The 13,252-nt window shown below is 73.4% G+C and carries 11 protein-coding genes and 1 riboswitch; of the genes, 7 read left to right on the top strand and 4 right to left on the bottom strand.

Features of this window, described 5'->3' with window-relative positions; all coding sequences use genetic code 11:
* The first annotated feature begins 63 nt into the window (after positions 1-63).
* From ACZ6CZ_RS28535 to ACZ6CZ_RS28525, 3 genes are all read left to right on the top strand, one after another.
* Positions 64-1,506 (top strand): GuaB1 family IMP dehydrogenase-related protein, encoded by a 1,443-nt coding sequence (locus tag ACZ6CZ_RS28535; RefSeq protein WP_469026773.1) that lies wholly within the window; start codon positions 64-66, stop codon positions 1,504-1,506.
* Positions 1,507-1,884: 378 nt separating this feature from the next.
* A complete protein-coding gene (locus tag ACZ6CZ_RS28530) occupies positions 1,885-3,369 on the top strand; it encodes an amino acid permease (protein ID WP_469026771.1) in 1,485 nt (494 codons plus the stop codon).
* 27 nt (positions 3,370-3,396) lie between these two features.
* Complete coding sequence (locus ACZ6CZ_RS28525) at positions 3,397-3,849, top strand: Lrp/AsnC family transcriptional regulator (protein ID WP_469026768.1); 453 nt, start codon at positions 3,397-3,399, stop codon at positions 3,847-3,849.
* On the opposite strand, the gene ACZ6CZ_RS28520 is transcribed toward ACZ6CZ_RS28525, so the two are convergent.
* Positions 3,846-4,334, bottom strand: a complete 489-nt coding sequence (locus ACZ6CZ_RS28520; protein ID WP_469026766.1) for an SRPBCC family protein — start codon at positions 4,332-4,334, stop codon at positions 3,846-3,848. The two genes, ACZ6CZ_RS28525 and ACZ6CZ_RS28520, sit on opposite strands and share 4 nt — an antisense overlap.
* A gap of 212 nt (positions 4,335-4,546) precedes the next feature.
* On the opposite strand from ACZ6CZ_RS28520, the gene ACZ6CZ_RS28515 reads away from it, so the two are divergent.
* Together ACZ6CZ_RS28515 and ACZ6CZ_RS28510 are read left to right on the top strand one after the other, a co-directional pair.
* A complete protein-coding gene (locus tag ACZ6CZ_RS28515; protein WP_469026764.1) occupies positions 4,547-5,335 on the top strand; it encodes a carbon-nitrogen hydrolase family protein in 789 nt (262 codons plus the stop codon).
* A 47-nt stretch (positions 5,336-5,382) separates the two neighbouring features.
* A complete protein-coding gene (locus ACZ6CZ_RS28510; RefSeq protein WP_469026761.1) occupies positions 5,383-7,095 on the top strand; it encodes a flavin monoamine oxidase family protein in 1,713 nt (570 codons plus the stop codon).
* Between the two features lie 58 nt (positions 7,096-7,153).
* Here ACZ6CZ_RS28510 and ACZ6CZ_RS28505 read toward each other — a convergent pair whose 3' ends face one another.
* Both ACZ6CZ_RS28505 and ACZ6CZ_RS28500 read right to left on the bottom strand, forming a co-directional pair.
* On the bottom strand, positions 7,154-7,840 hold the full coding sequence (locus tag ACZ6CZ_RS28505; protein ID WP_469026758.1) for a DUF5995 family protein: 687 nt from the start codon (positions 7,838-7,840) through the stop codon (positions 7,154-7,156).
* Between the two features lie 125 nt (positions 7,841-7,965).
* The gene (locus tag ACZ6CZ_RS28500; RefSeq protein WP_469026756.1) at positions 7,966-9,372 is read right to left on the bottom strand and encodes a uracil-xanthine permease family protein; all 1,407 of its coding nucleotides are present in this window, start codon (positions 9,370-9,372) and stop codon (positions 7,966-7,968) included.
* Between the two features lie 221 nt (positions 9,373-9,593).
* Here ACZ6CZ_RS28500 and ACZ6CZ_RS28495 point away from each other — a divergent pair, with 221 nt between their 5' ends.
* Entirely contained in the window at positions 9,594-10,052 is a 459-nt protein-coding gene (locus tag ACZ6CZ_RS28495; protein WP_469026753.1) for an acyl-CoA thioesterase, read from the top strand.
* Here ACZ6CZ_RS28495 and ACZ6CZ_RS28490 read toward each other — a convergent pair.
* A complete protein-coding gene (locus ACZ6CZ_RS28490) occupies positions 10,012-11,235 on the bottom strand; it encodes an MFS transporter (protein ID WP_469026751.1) in 1,224 nt (407 codons plus the stop codon). The two genes, ACZ6CZ_RS28495 and ACZ6CZ_RS28490, sit on opposite strands and share 41 nt — an antisense overlap.
* A gap of 152 nt (positions 11,236-11,387) precedes the next feature.
* On the opposite strand from ACZ6CZ_RS28490, the gene ACZ6CZ_RS28485 reads away from it, so the two are divergent.
* Positions 11,388-12,743 (top strand): ROK family transcriptional regulator, encoded by a 1,356-nt coding sequence (locus ACZ6CZ_RS28485; RefSeq protein WP_469026748.1) that lies wholly within the window; start codon positions 11,388-11,390, stop codon positions 12,741-12,743.
* Between the two features lie 317 nt (positions 12,744-13,060).
* Positions 13,061-13,191: riboswitch (FMN riboswitch) on the top strand.
* The last annotated feature ends 61 nt before the right edge of the window (positions 13,192-13,252 follow it).

Raw genomic sequence — 13,252 nt, 5'->3', positions numbered from 1 at the left:
ACGTGCTTTGCCCTTGGCCGACCCGGCCGTGGGTCACCTCTGATCGACTGGGATGTGCAGCACGTGCGTTTCCTCAATGACATCCAGCCCGCGTACGACCTGACGTACGACGACGTGTTCATGGTGCCGAGCCGCTCCGCGGTCGGCTCGCGTCTGGGCGTGGACCTCAGCTCGCCGGACGGCACGGGCACCACCATCCCGCTCGTCGTCGCCAACATGACCGCCATCGCGGGCCGCCGGATGGCGGAGACGGTGGCCCGGCGCGGCGGCCTCGTGGTGATCCCGCAGGACATCCCGATCGACGTGGTCACCGACGTCATCTCCTGGGTCAAGAGCCGCCACCTGGTGCTGGACACCCCCATCGTGCTGGCCCCGCACCAGACCGTCGCCGACGCCCTGGCCCTGCTGCCCAAGCGGGCCCACAACGCCGGTGTCGTCGTCGACGGCGACCAGCGGCCCGTCGGCGTGGTCACCGACGCGGACCTCACCGGCGTCGACCGCTTCACCCAGCTCGCCGAGGTCATGTCCCGCGACCTGCTGCTGCTCGACGCGGACATCGACCCGCGCGAGGCCTTCAACCGGCTGGACGCGGCCAACCGGCGCTACGCCCCGGCCGTCGACCGGGACGGCCGCCTGGCCGGCATCCTGACCCGCAAGGGCGCCCTGCGGGCGACGCTCTACACCCCGGCGACCGACGAGCACGGACGGCTGCGGATCGCCGCCGCCGTCGGCATCAACGGCGACTTCGTGGCCAAGGCCGGGCAGCTGCTCGCCGCGGGCGTGGACACCCTCGTCATCGACACCGCCCACGGTCACCAGGAATCGATGATCACCGCCATCAAGCTGGTGCGCGACCTCGACCCCCGGGTGCCGATCGTGGCGGGCAACATCGTCTCCGCCGAGGGCGTCAAGGACCTCATCGACGCGGGCGCGGACGTCATCAAGGTCGGTGTCGGCCCGGGCGCCATGTGCACCACCCGCATGATGACCGGCGTCGGACGGCCGCAGTTCTCGGCGGTCCTGGAGTGCGCCGCCGAGGCCAGGAAGCACGGCAAGCACGTGTGGGCCGACGGCGGTGTCCGCCACCCGCGCGACGTGGCCATGGCGCTCGCCGCCGGCGCGTCCAACGTGATGGTCGGCTCCTGGTTCGCGGGCACCTACGAGTCCCCGGGCGACCTCCAGCACGACGCCGACGGCCGCGCCTACAAGGAGTCCTTCGGCATGGCCTCGGCGCGCGCCGTGCGCAACCGCACCTCCGAGGAGTCGGCGTACGACCGCGCCCGCAAGGCGGTCTTCGAGGAGGGCATCTCCACCTCCCGGATGTTCCTCGACCCCTCCCGCCCGGGTGTGGAGGACCTGATCGACTCGATCATCGCGGGCGTCCGCTCGTCCTGCACCTACGCCGGCGCCGCCTCCCTGGAGGAGTTCGCCGCGAAGGCCATCGTCGGCATCCAGAGCGCGGCCGGCTACGCCGAGGGCAAGCCCCTGCACGCCAGCTGGAGCTGATCCCGGACTGCCCTGCCGGAGCCGATCCGCACCTCGATCCGCACCCCGTTCCGCACGGCCCCCGCCGGCCCCCCGCGCTGCTCAGCGCCGGGCCCGGCGGGGGCCGTCGGCGTACCCGGCCCGCGACCTCACCGGTCTGGCGCCGGCCGGCGGCGCAACGGTCGGTACGTCCGGGCGCAACGAATGGGCATCCCGGGCGGATGAACGCAATGATCATGCGGGTATGCGCAAGGTTGCTGCATTACGCTCGTGAAGTCCGGCCTCGTAGGGTTCTGCGACGTACGTGGTGCGGCGGGGACTTCCGCTCGGCGGGTTCCTGCCCCGGCAGGGTGCCGTCGCCCCCACCCACCCTGACCGGCAGCGAAAAGGAGCCAGCGCGTGCTCGACCACGGCGCACCCCCGCCCCTCGGCAGATCGGCCGACCCCGCGTCCCCGGGCGTCGCCGCGCGCCTCATGCGCCGCAAGCCCGTGGAACGCCTGGTCGCCGAGGGCGGCCACGGTGAGGGAGGCTCGCTGCGGCGCTCCCTCGGGCTGTGGCAGCTGACCATGATCAGCGTCGGTGCCACCCTTGGCACCGGCATCTTCGTCGTCCTCGGCCAGGCCGTCCCCAAGGCCGGACCGGCGGTGACGCTCTCCTTCGTGATCGCCGGCCTCACGGCGCTGTTCTCCGCCCTGTCCTACGCCGAGCTGGCCGGCACCATCCCGGTCGCCGGCTCCTCCTACTCGTACGCGTACGCAACGATGGGCGAGCTGATCGCCTGGATCTGCGGCTGGTGCCTGGTCCTGGAGTACGGCGTCTCGGTCGCCGCCGTGGCCGTCGGCTGGGGCGAGTACCTCAACGAGCTGCTCGACGGCACCCTCGGCGTCACCATTCCGGACGCCCTCTCCGCCCCGCCCGGCGACGGCGGCATCTTCAACCTGCCCGCCCTGATCGTCGTCCTGCTCGCGATGACGTTCCTGCTCGGCGGCGCGAAGGAGTCGGCACGCGCCAACACCGTCATGGTGTGCGTCAAGATCGCCGCGCTGGTGCTGTTCTGCACCATCGGCTTCATGGGCTTCAAGTCCGGCAACTACGCCCACTTCATGCCGCTCGGCATGGCCGGGGTGAGCGCGGCCGGCGCCACCCTGTTCTTCTCCTACATCGGCTTCGACGCCGCCTCCACCGCCGGTGAGGAGGCGAAGGACGCCCAGCGCGACCTGCCGCGCGCCATCATGCTGTCCCTCGTGATCGTCACGGCCCTGTACGTCCTGGTCGCGGCCGTCGCCGTGGGCGCGAGGCCCTGGCGGACGTTCAACGACTCCGAGGCCGCCCTCGCCCAGATCATGACGGACGTCACCGGGCACAGCTTCTGGGGCACCCTGCTGGCCGCCTGCGCCGTCGTCGCCATCGCCAGCGTCGTGCTGACCGTGCTCTACGGCCAGACCCGCATCCTGTTCGCGATGTCCCGCGACGGCCTGGTGCCCAAGGTCTTCGCCCGGGTGCACCCGCGCACCGGCGCCCCGCGCGCCAACACCGTCATCGTCTCCCTGTTCTGCGGTGTCCTGGCCGCCGCGATCCCGCTGGGCCAGCTGGCCGACGCCACCAGCATCGGCACGCTGTTCGCCTTCGGGCTGGTCAACATCGCCGTCGTGGTGCTGCGCCGGACCCGCCCGGACATGCCCCGCACCTTCCGGGTGCCGCTGTCGCCGGTGCTGCCCGCGCTGGGCTTCCTGTTCTGCGTGTGGATGATGGGCAGCCTGTCGGCCGTCACCTGGGTGGTCTTCGGTGCCTGGATGGCGGTGGGGCTCGTGTTCTACTTCGTGTACGGCTACCGCCGTTCCCGCCTCGCGACCGGTGACAGCGTCGCGGTGGCGCAGCAGTGACCGACCCGAAGAAGTGAACGACCCGACGTGCTGAACACTCTCGACGAACGCATCGTGCACGCCCTCGCCGAGGACGCCCGCCGCTCCTACGCCGACATCGGGCAGGAGGTCGGCCTGTCCGCGCCCGCCGTGAAGCGGCGCGTGGACCGGCTGCGGGCCACCGGAGCCATCACCGGCTTCACCGTACGGGTGGATCCCGCGGCCCTCGGCTGGGAGACCGAGGGGTTCGTCGAGATCTACTGCCGGCGCAACACCTCCCCGGAGACCATCCAGCGGGGCCTGGAGCGCTACCAGGAGGTCGTGGCCGCGTCCACCGTCACCGGGGACGCGGACGCGGTCGTCCAGGTCTTCGCCTCCGACATGCGGCACTTCGAGCGGGTGCTGGAGCGCATCGCCGGGGAGCCGTTCGTGGAGCGGACCAAGTCGGTGCTGGTGCTCTCCCCGCTGCTGCGCCGCTTCTCCTCCGGCGCACCCGGTTAGGCCGTGTCCGCGAGGTCCCGGCCGCCCGGCCCGTGGGCCGTCGCCTCCCGGCGGATGCCGTGCAGCAGGTGCCGCATGCCCCGTGCGTGGGCGCCGGTGCCGATGACCAGCAACCGGTACAGCGTCCCGGCCGGGCCGGGGAAGTCGGCCCGGGTCTGTGCCCGTACGCGGGTGCGGCCCGGGCCGTCCGGCTCCAGGCGCAGGATCAGCGCGTACACCGAGAAGCGGTGCCGCCCGGCCAGGACCAGCTCCCGGCCCGGATCGGCGATGATCACGCGGAAGCCGGGGACCGTCGAGCCGACGGCGAGCGGGCGCGGCCCGGACGCGGCCTGGTCGACGCTGCCGACCAGCCGGGCGTAGCGGCCCGCGGCGGGCCCGGCGAAGGACCGCTCCACCCTGCGGCCGATCGCCCGCCACACGGCGTCCGGGCCGGCCGCGACCACCGCGGTGTGGCAGTCGACGTACGGCAATGTGTCCGGCTCCACCGGATTCCCCCTTAGGCGCCGCCCCGCAGGCCGGCCGTCGTCCCTGATCAGTGCCCTCGCCGTGGGGCCGCGCAACGAATCGCCGCCATGGCCCCGCTCGACGCAACGAACCGCGCACCGGAGCGCAACGGCTCCTTCTTGTCCGGCCGAGCGCCCCGCCCGTACCGTCTATCTGACCCCCTGAACCCCTTTCTTACCGGTGAGGATGCCGCATGCGTACCGCCCTGCTCCAGAGCTCCGGCCGCCCCGGCTCCGTCGTCGAGAACCTCAAGGTGCTCGATGAGGCCGCGGGCCGGGCCGCCGCCGCGGGCGCCGGGCTGCTGGTGGCGCCGGAGCTGTTCCTCACCGGCTACGCGATCGGCGACGACGTCGCCCGCCTGGCCGAGCCCGCCGACGGCGAGTGCGCCGACACGATCGCCGCCATCGCCTCCCGGCACGGCCTGGCGCTCGCCTACGGCTACCCCGAGCGCGACGGCTCCGCCGTGTACAACTCCGCGCAGCTGATCTCCGCCGACGGCACCCGCCTGGCCAACTACCGCAAGACCCACCTCTTCGGCTGCTTCGAGCGCGAGCAGTTCACCCCGGGTGACCGGCCGGTCGTGCAGGCCGAGCTGAACGGGCTCACCGTCGGCCTGATGATCTGCTACGACGTCGAGTTCCCGGAGAACGTCCGTGCCCACGCCCTGGCCGGCACCGACCTGCTGCTGGTGCCCACGGCTCAGATGCACCCCTTCCAGTTCGTCCCCGAGTCCCTGGTGCCGGTGCGGGCCTGGGAGAACCAGATGTACGTCGCGTACGTCAACCGGGCCGGCGCCGAGGGCGAGTTCGAGTTCGTCGGGCTGTCCGTGCTGGCCGGCCCCGACGGCATCGCCCGGGTCCGGGCCGGCCGCGCCGAGCAGCTGGTGTTCGCCGACGCCGACCCCGTCGCCCTGGCCGCCGCCCGCGAGGCCAACCCGTACCTGAAGGACCGCCGCCCCGGCCTCTACGGGTCCCTGGTCTGACACCCCCAGCCTCCACCCCGTTCTTCCCCGCAAGGAGTCCGTACCCCATGACGTCCACGGTGCCCAACGCCGTCGAGCACGCCGACGAGCAGCAGCCGCCGATCACCATGTTCGGCCCGGACTTCCCCTACGCCTACGACGACTTCCTCGCCCACCCGGCCGGCCTCGGCCAGGTGCCGGCGACCGAGCACGGCACCGAGGTCGCCGTCATCGGCGGCGGCCTGTCCGGCATCGTGGCCGCCTACGAGCTGATGAAGATGGGCCTCAGGCCCGTCGTCTACGAGGCCGACCAGCTCGGCGGCCGGCTGCGCACCGTCGGCTTCGACGGCTGCGACCCGTCCCTCACCGCCGAGATGGGCGCGATGCGCTTCCCGCCGTCCTCCACGGCCCTCCAGCACTACATCGACCTGGTCGGCCTGGAGACGCGCCCGTTCCCCAACCCGCTGGCCGAGGCGACCCCCTCGACCGTCGTCGACCTCAAGGGCGAGTCGCACTACGCCGAGACCATCGAGGACCTGCCGCAGGTCTACCGGGACGTCGCCGCCGCCTGGGGCAAGTGCCTGGAGGAGGGCGCCGACTTCTCCGACATGAACCGCGCCATGCGCGAGCGCGACGTCCCGCGCATCCGCGAGATCTGGTCCCGGCTCGTCGAGAAGCTCGACAACCAGACCTTCTACGGCTTCCTCTGCGACTCCGAGGCGTTCAGGTCCTTCCGGCACCGCGAGATCTTCGGCCAGGTCGGCTTCGGCACCGGCGGCTGGGACACCGACTTCCCGAACTCCATCCTGGAGATCCTGCGCGTCGTCTACACCGAGGCCGACGACCACCACCGCGGCATCGTCGGCGGCTCCCAGCAGCTGCCGCTGCGCCTGTGGGAGCGCGAGCCGGAGAAGATCGTCCACTGGCCGTACGGCACCTCGCTGAAGTCCCTGCACGTGAACGGCGAGCCCCGCCCGGCCGTGACCCGGCTGCACCGCACCGCGGGCAACCGGATCACCGTGACCGACGCGAACGGCGACATCCGCACCTACCCGGCGGCCGTCTTCACCGCGCAGTCCTGGATGCTGCTGTCGAAGATCGCCTGCGACGACTCGCTGTTCCCGATCGACCACTGGACGGCGATCGAGCGCACCCACTACATGGAGTCCAGCAAGCTGTTCGTGCCCGTGGACCGGCCGTTCTGGCTGGACAAGGCCGTCGACGACAGGGGAAACCCCACCGGCCGGGACGTCATGTCGATGACGCTGACCGACCGCATGACCCGCGGCACCTACCTGCTGGACGACGGCCCGGACAAGCCGGCCGTCATCTGCCTCTCCTACACCTGGTGCGACGACAGCCTCAAGTGGCTGCCGCTGTCCGCGAACGAGCGGATGGAGGTCATGCTGAAGTCGCTCGGCGAGATCTACCCGAACGTCGACATCAGGAAGCACGTCATCGGCAGCCCGGTGACCGTCTCCTGGGAGAACGAGCCCTACTTCATGGGCGCGTTCAAGGCCAACCTGCCCGGCCACTACCGCTACCAGCGGCGCCTGTTCACGCACTTCATGCAGGACCGGCTGCCCGAGGACAAGCGGGGCATCTTCCTGGCCGGCGACGACATCTCCTGGACGGCCGGCTGGGCCGAGGGCGCGATCCAGACCGCGCTGAACGCGGTGTGGGGCGTCATGCGCCACTTCGGCGGCGAGACCGACGCCGCCAACCCGGGCCCGGGTGACGTCTACGACGAGATCGCCCCCGTGGAACTGCCCGAGGACTGACCAGGTCCCCGGCGACGCGGCGGCGGCCCGGGGCCGGGGCCGACCGGCCCCGGCCGCCTCAGCCGGGCAGCGGGGTGAGCAGCATGCGGCCGGCGAAGCCGACCGCCGCGTCCAGCCGTTCGGCCAGCTCCCCGGCGACGTCCTCGCACCGGCGCAGCGCCCACAGGGCCCGCGCCGCCGCCCAGGTCGCCTCCCGCGCCCGCTCCAGGCTCCACGAGCCGAGCAGGTGGGTGAGCGGGTCGGCGATCTGGAGCAGGTCGGGACCCGGCATCAGATCCTCGCGGATGCGCTCCTCCAGCGACACCAGCAGGTCGCCCACCCGCTCGAACTCGTCCTCCAGCTCGGCCGGTTCGCACTCCAGCGCCCGGCAGATGTCCACGACGGCCAGCGCCAGGTCGTGCCCGATGTGCGCGTTGATGCCCGCGAGCGCGAACTGCAGCGGCCGTACGCCCGGGTGGCGGCGGAACTGGAACAGCGGCCGCCAGCAGGCCGGCGGGCGGCGGTCCCGCGCGACCGCGTCGACGGCGGCCAGATAGCGCTCGGCGAACCGGGCGTCCAGCGTGCTCGCCGCCCGGGCGTCGGCGAAACCGCCGGCGCCCACGACGCGGCCGACCTCCTCGGTGACGGCCAGGTAGACGCGGTTGAACACGGCGATCCCGTCCCGCTCGGGCAGGGCCGCGTCGAGGGCGCGCATCCGGGAGACGACGGCGTCGACGGGTGCGGTGAGGTGTTCCAGCTGCGCCATGGGGGAAGCGTCCCAGCCCGGGCCCGGCGGACGCGCCGACGGGCCCGGCGCTTCCCCGGAACGGGGGACCGCGGTCGTCACTCGGGAGAGGGACGGACGGGCGCCGCCAGGGCCTGCCGTTCGGGTCAGGCCGGGTCCTGCGGCTGACCGCGCCGGGCCGCCTCGGCGTCGTAGGACGACGTGCCCTCGTCGAGCAGCGGGTGCTGCGTCCTGAGGTGGGCGGGGGCGAAGGCGCGCAGCGCGTGGTAGCCGGTGATGACGACCAGGGTGCCGAGTGCGATGCCGCTGAGGGAGAAGGTGTCGGAGAACGTCATGGTGACGTTGCCGACGCCGATGACGATGCCCGCGGCGGCGGGCACCAGGTTCAGCGGGTTGCGCAGGTCGACCCCGGCGTTGAGCCAGATCTGGGCGCCCAGCAGGCCGATCATGCCGTAGAGGATGACGGTGATGCCGCCGAGCACGCCGCCGGGGACGGCGGCCACCACGGCGCCGAACTTGGGGCACAGGCCGAACAGCAGGGCGAAGCCGGCCGCGGCCCAGTAGGCGGCGGTGGAGTAGACGCGGGTGGCGGCCATGACGCCGATGTTCTCGGAGTAGGTGGTGTTGGGCGGGCCGCCCACGGCGGTGGACAGCATCGAGGCGGCGCCGTCCGCCGAGATCGCCGTGCCGAGCCGGTCGTCGAGCGGGTCGCCGGTCATCTCGCCGACCGCCTTGACGTGCCCGGCGTTCTCCGCGACCAGCGCGATGACCACGGGCAGCGCGACCAGGATCGCCGACCACTGGAAGGACGGGCCGTGGAAGGACGGCAGGCCGATCCAGTCGGCCTTGCCGACGCCGGACAGGTCCAGCCGCCAGTGGTAGGTGAGCTTGCCGCTCGCGTCCACCGAGTGGATCTTGCCGAAGATCCGGTCGAGGGCCCAGGACAGGACGTATCCGAAGAGCAGACCCAGGAAGATGGCGATCCGGGACCAGAAACCGCGCAGGCAGACGATCGCCAGACCGGTGCAGAGCATGACCAGCAGCGCGGTCCACTGGTCCTGCGGCCAGTAGGTGGTCGCGGTCACCGGGGCCAGGTTGAAGCCGATCAGCATGACGACCGCGCCGGTGACGATCGGCGGCATCGCGGCGTGGATGATCCGCGCGCCGAAGCGCTGGACGGCGAGCCCGATCAGGAACAGCGCGAAGCCGACCACCAGGACCGCACCCGTCACGGTCGCGCTGGTGCCGCCCTGGGCGCGGATGACGGCGGCCACGCCGACGAAGGACAGGGAGCAGCCCAGGTAGCTGGGCACGCGGCCGCGGGTGGCGAGCAGGAACAGGACGGTGGCGACGCCCGACATCATGATCGCCAGGTTGGGGTCGAGGCCCATCAGGACGGGAGCCACGAAGGACGCCCCGAACATTGCCACGACGTGCTGGGCGCCGAGCCCGACCGTGCGGGGCCAGGAGAGCCGTTCGTCGGGCCTGACCACCGCTCCGGGAGCGGGTGTCCGCCCGTCACCGTGCAGCTTCCAGCGCACGCCGAGGTCCATGAGGTTTCGCCTTCTCTGTACGTGTTACCTGTCCGGACCATTGTCACGGCTGCGGCGCACCCCGCGGCGGCGACGGCCCGCACCTCGCCCCGGGGACGTCCGCACCACTGAGCGCTCGCTTAGGATGGTGGGCGATCACCGCTCATCGAACACCGCACATCGAACACGCACCGCCCACCGCACACCGAAACGCCCTCCCGCGACGCCCAGGAGCCCCACCCGTGACCGCCGAAGCCCCGACCGCCCCCGCCCTGTCGTACGGCCGGCTGATGCCCGTCACCGTCCACTTCGACGACCTGGACGCGCTCGGCCTGCTGCACAACGCCCGCTACCCGCTGATGGTCGAGCGCGCCTGGACCGAGCTGTGGAACGAGCACGGCATCCGCTTCGACGGCGACTGGGCCGCGGCCGGCGACGCCTGCAACGCCGTCCGGGAGCTGACGATCAGCTATGAGGCGCCGGTCACCCGCACCGGTGGGTACGCCGTCCACCTCTGGCTGGAACGGCTCGGCACCACCGGCCTGACCTACGGCTTCCGCTTCTGCTCGGCCGACGGGGCGCTCACCTACGCGCGCGGCACCCGGGTGCTGGTCCGGCTGGACGCGGCGACGCTGCGCCCCGCCCCCTGGAGCGACGCGTTCAGGGCCGCGGGCCGGGAACTGCTTCGGCCCGCGGACTGACCTCGTCGCGGCCGCCGCGCTCGGCGGTGCGCAGCACCCCGGCGAAGGCGGCGACCCCGCCGGCCAGCACGCTCACCACGCAGAACGAGACCACCAGGCTGGTCGCCTGGGCCACCCCGCCGATCAGGCTCGGCGCGATCAGCCCCGAGGTGTAGGTGATGGTCGCCACGCCCGCGATGGCCTGGCTGGGGTTGGGCCCGGCGTGTCCGGCCGCCGCGAAGCACAGCGGTACGACCACGGCGATGCCCAGCCCCATCAGCGCGAACCCGGCCATCGCCACCAGCGGGTGCGCCGCGGTCACGATCATCAGGGCGCCGAGCACGGCCAGCACTCCGCCGGCGCGCACGGTGCGGACGGCGCCGAAACGGTTCACCACCGCGTCCCCGGCGATCCGGGCCACCGCCATGGTCAGCATGAACCCGGTCGTCGACGCCGCCGCGAGGCCGGCCGAGCTGTCCAGCCGGTCCCGCAGGAACACCGCCGACCAGTCCAGGCTGGCCCCTTCCGCGAACACGGCGCAGAAGCCGACCGCGCCGATGAGCAGCGCCGAGCGGGGCGGCAGCGCGAACCGCGGCGGCGGCTCCTCGTCCTCGGCGGGCTGCACGTCCAGCACCCAGCCGGAGGCCGCCACGCCCAGCAGGGTGAGCACCGCGGCGGCGAGCGCGAAGTGCAGGCGGGCGTCCGCGCCGAGGTGCGCCGCCAGGGTGCCCGCGGCCGAGCCGACCAGCGCGCCCGCGCTCCACATGCCGTGCAGGCCCGACATGATCGACTTCCCGAGCAGCCGCTCCACCTCGACGCCGAGCGCGTTCATCGCGACGTCGGCCATGCCCGCGCTGGCGCCGTAGAGGAACATCGCCAGGCACAGGGTGTACAGGTTCGGCGCGAGGGCGGGCAGGACCAGCGAGAGCGTCCACAGCGCGATCAGCCCGCGCAGCGCGGTGCGGCTGCCGAAGGTGTGGCTGATCCGCCCGGCCAGCGGCATCGAGCACGAGGCGCCGAACGCCGTGAACGCCAGGGCGAACCCCAGCTGGCCGGCGCTGAGCGAGGCGTGGTCCTGGACCCACGGCACGCGGGTGGCGAAGGAACCGGTCACGGCGCCGTGCACCGCGAACACGGCCGCCACGGCGTACCGCGCGCGCCTCACCTGGTCCTGCTGCTGTCGCACGCCGTCCACCTCACCCATGGTCCCAGCCCTTCTCCGGCGGTGGCACACCGCCGTGCGCGGCCCTCACCGCCACACTCCGGCGTAAACTATCAGGGACCCTGCCTGATAGATAGGCGTCGACGGCCGCCGGGGCGGGGCAGGCCGCCTCGCGATCTGGGAGGATTCCCGCCATGCCCGCATCACCGAGCACCGCCCGGGCCATCAACGACCGGCTCGCCCTGCGGCTGCTGCAGCAGGAAGGGCCGCTGACGGCAGGGCAGTTGAAGCAGCTCACCGGTCTGTCCCGGCCCTCCGTCGCCGACCTGGTGGAACGGCTCACCGCCGCCGGCCTGATCAGCGTGGTGGGGGAGTCCGGCGAGCAGCGCCGCGGCCCCAACGCCCGGCTGTACGGCATCGTCGCCGACCGGGCCCAGCTGGCCGCGCTCGACGTGCGCACCGGGGGCGTCGCCGTGCTGGTGTCCGACCTGCTGGGGCGGGTGCTCGCGCAGGCGTCGGTACCGATCCACGGGGAGAGCGGCACGGGGCCGGCGGTGGAGCAGGCGGTCGCGGCGGTCGAGCGGGCGGCGAAGGAGGCGGGGGCGGACCGGCTGCACACCGTCGGCATCGGGGCGCCCGGGCTCATCGATCCCGCCACGGGCGAACTGCGCGGCGCCAGCGGCCTGCCCCTGTGGCACCGCCGCCTGGTCGCCGCCCTCCAGGAGCGGCTGCCCGAGGCCCGCGTCAGCGTGGAGAACGAGACCAACCTGGCCGCCTTCGCCGAGATGCGCGAGGGCGCCGCCCGCGACCGGGACACCTTCGTCCTGCTGTGGCTCGGCCACGGCACCGGTGCCGCCGTGGTCCTCGACGGCCACCTGCGCCGCGGCGCCTCGGGCGGCACCGGCGAGATCGGCTTCCTGCCGGTGCCGGGCACGACGTCGCTGCCCTCGGCGACGGACTGCGAGGGCGGCTTCCACTCACTCGCGGGAGCGGCCGCCGTCGCGGAACTGGCCCGCGCCTCGGGCCTGCCGGTACCGGCGCCGGCCGACGGCCCCGGCGTCGCGGTGGTCGTCGCCGCGGCGGTGGCCGAGGTGGCGGGCGAGGAGCCGGCGGGCGAGGAGCCGGGCGGCGCCGCCGGGCCAGGCCCGGCCGCCTCCGGGGGCGCGCGGACCCCGGCGGCCCCGGAGGCCCCGGGGGATGGGCACACCCCGGCCGCCCGCTTCCTCGACGCCCTGGCCGACCGGGTCGCCCTCGCGGCCGCCTGCGTCACCGCCATCCTGGACCCGGGCTGCGTGGTGCTGGGCGGCGAAGTGGGGCAGGCCGGCGCCGCCGCGCTGGCCCGGCGCGTGGAGGAGCGGCTGCGCCGGATGTCACCGCTGGCCACCGAGGTGCGGGCCGGCCGTCTGGGCGGCGCGGCGGTGCTGCGCGGCGCGCTGCTGGCGGCCCGCGAGCGCGCGCAGGACGACCTGTTCGCCCCGCCCGGCCACCGGCCCGCCCCCGCCCGGCCGTTCGGCGCCCCGGGCGGCACCGCCGACGGCCGGACCGGCTGAACCACGCGGCGCCCGCGCCCGGCCGCCGCTCCGTCAGCGGGCGTGAGCGACCCGGCGGCGGGCAAGGGCCTTCGTCACCGCCGCCGGGTCAGATCCGCACCCTAGAAAGGTCCAGACCATTGCGTCAATGGTCTGGACCGCTCCTGCTGACGGATCGTCTGCCACGGCACCCGCCCGCCGCCGCGGAGGCCGGCGCGCTCGCGCGCGCCCCGGCGTACTCGGCGGCCGGTGGAGGGCGGGTGGTGCTGTGAGCCACCCCACACCCCGCCCCTGTCTGGGTGACCATCGGACATGGCACACTGGCCCTGTACCAGAAGCAGCGCACTCCGGGGTCGGTGAAAGTCCGAACCGGCGGTTACAGTCCGCGACCCGGTCGCTTCCAGCGGCCGGTTGACCAGGTGAAATTCCTGGACCGACGGTTAAAGTCCGGATGGGAGGCAGTGCGCGGCGGGCGGGCACACATGTGCGCGCGTCGTCGAATCCGGGCTCGTCCGTGAGCGGACGGGTCC

Source organism: Streptomyces sp. NPDC041135, assembly GCF_055592085.1.
Note: the sequence above shows the minus strand (reverse complement) of the source record. Positions and strands in the feature narration are given on the sequence as shown.

Bases quoted from the DNA above. Each gene is read 5' to 3' on its own strand.
- ACZ6CZ_RS28515 (WP_469026764.1), top strand. From the start codon at position 4,547: ATGCGTACCGCCCTGCTCCAGAGCTCCGGCCGCCCCGGCTCCGTCGTC.
- ACZ6CZ_RS28510 (WP_469026761.1), top strand. From the start codon at position 5,383: ATGACGTCCACGGTGCCCAACGCCGTCGAGCACGCCGACGAGCAGCAG.
- ACZ6CZ_RS28505 (WP_469026758.1), bottom strand. From the start codon at position 7,840: ATGGCGCAGCTGGAACACCTCACCGCACCCGTCGACGCCGTCGTCTCC.
- ACZ6CZ_RS28500 (WP_469026756.1), bottom strand. From the start codon at position 9,372: ATGGACCTCGGCGTGCGCTGGAAGCTGCACGGTGACGGGCGGACACCC.
- ACZ6CZ_RS28490 (WP_469026751.1), bottom strand. From the start codon at position 11,235: ATGGGTGAGGTGGACGGCGTGCGACAGCAGCAGGACCAGGTGAGGCGC.
- ACZ6CZ_RS28485 (WP_469026748.1), top strand. From the start codon at position 11,388: ATGCCCGCATCACCGAGCACCGCCCGGGCCATCAACGACCGGCTCGCC.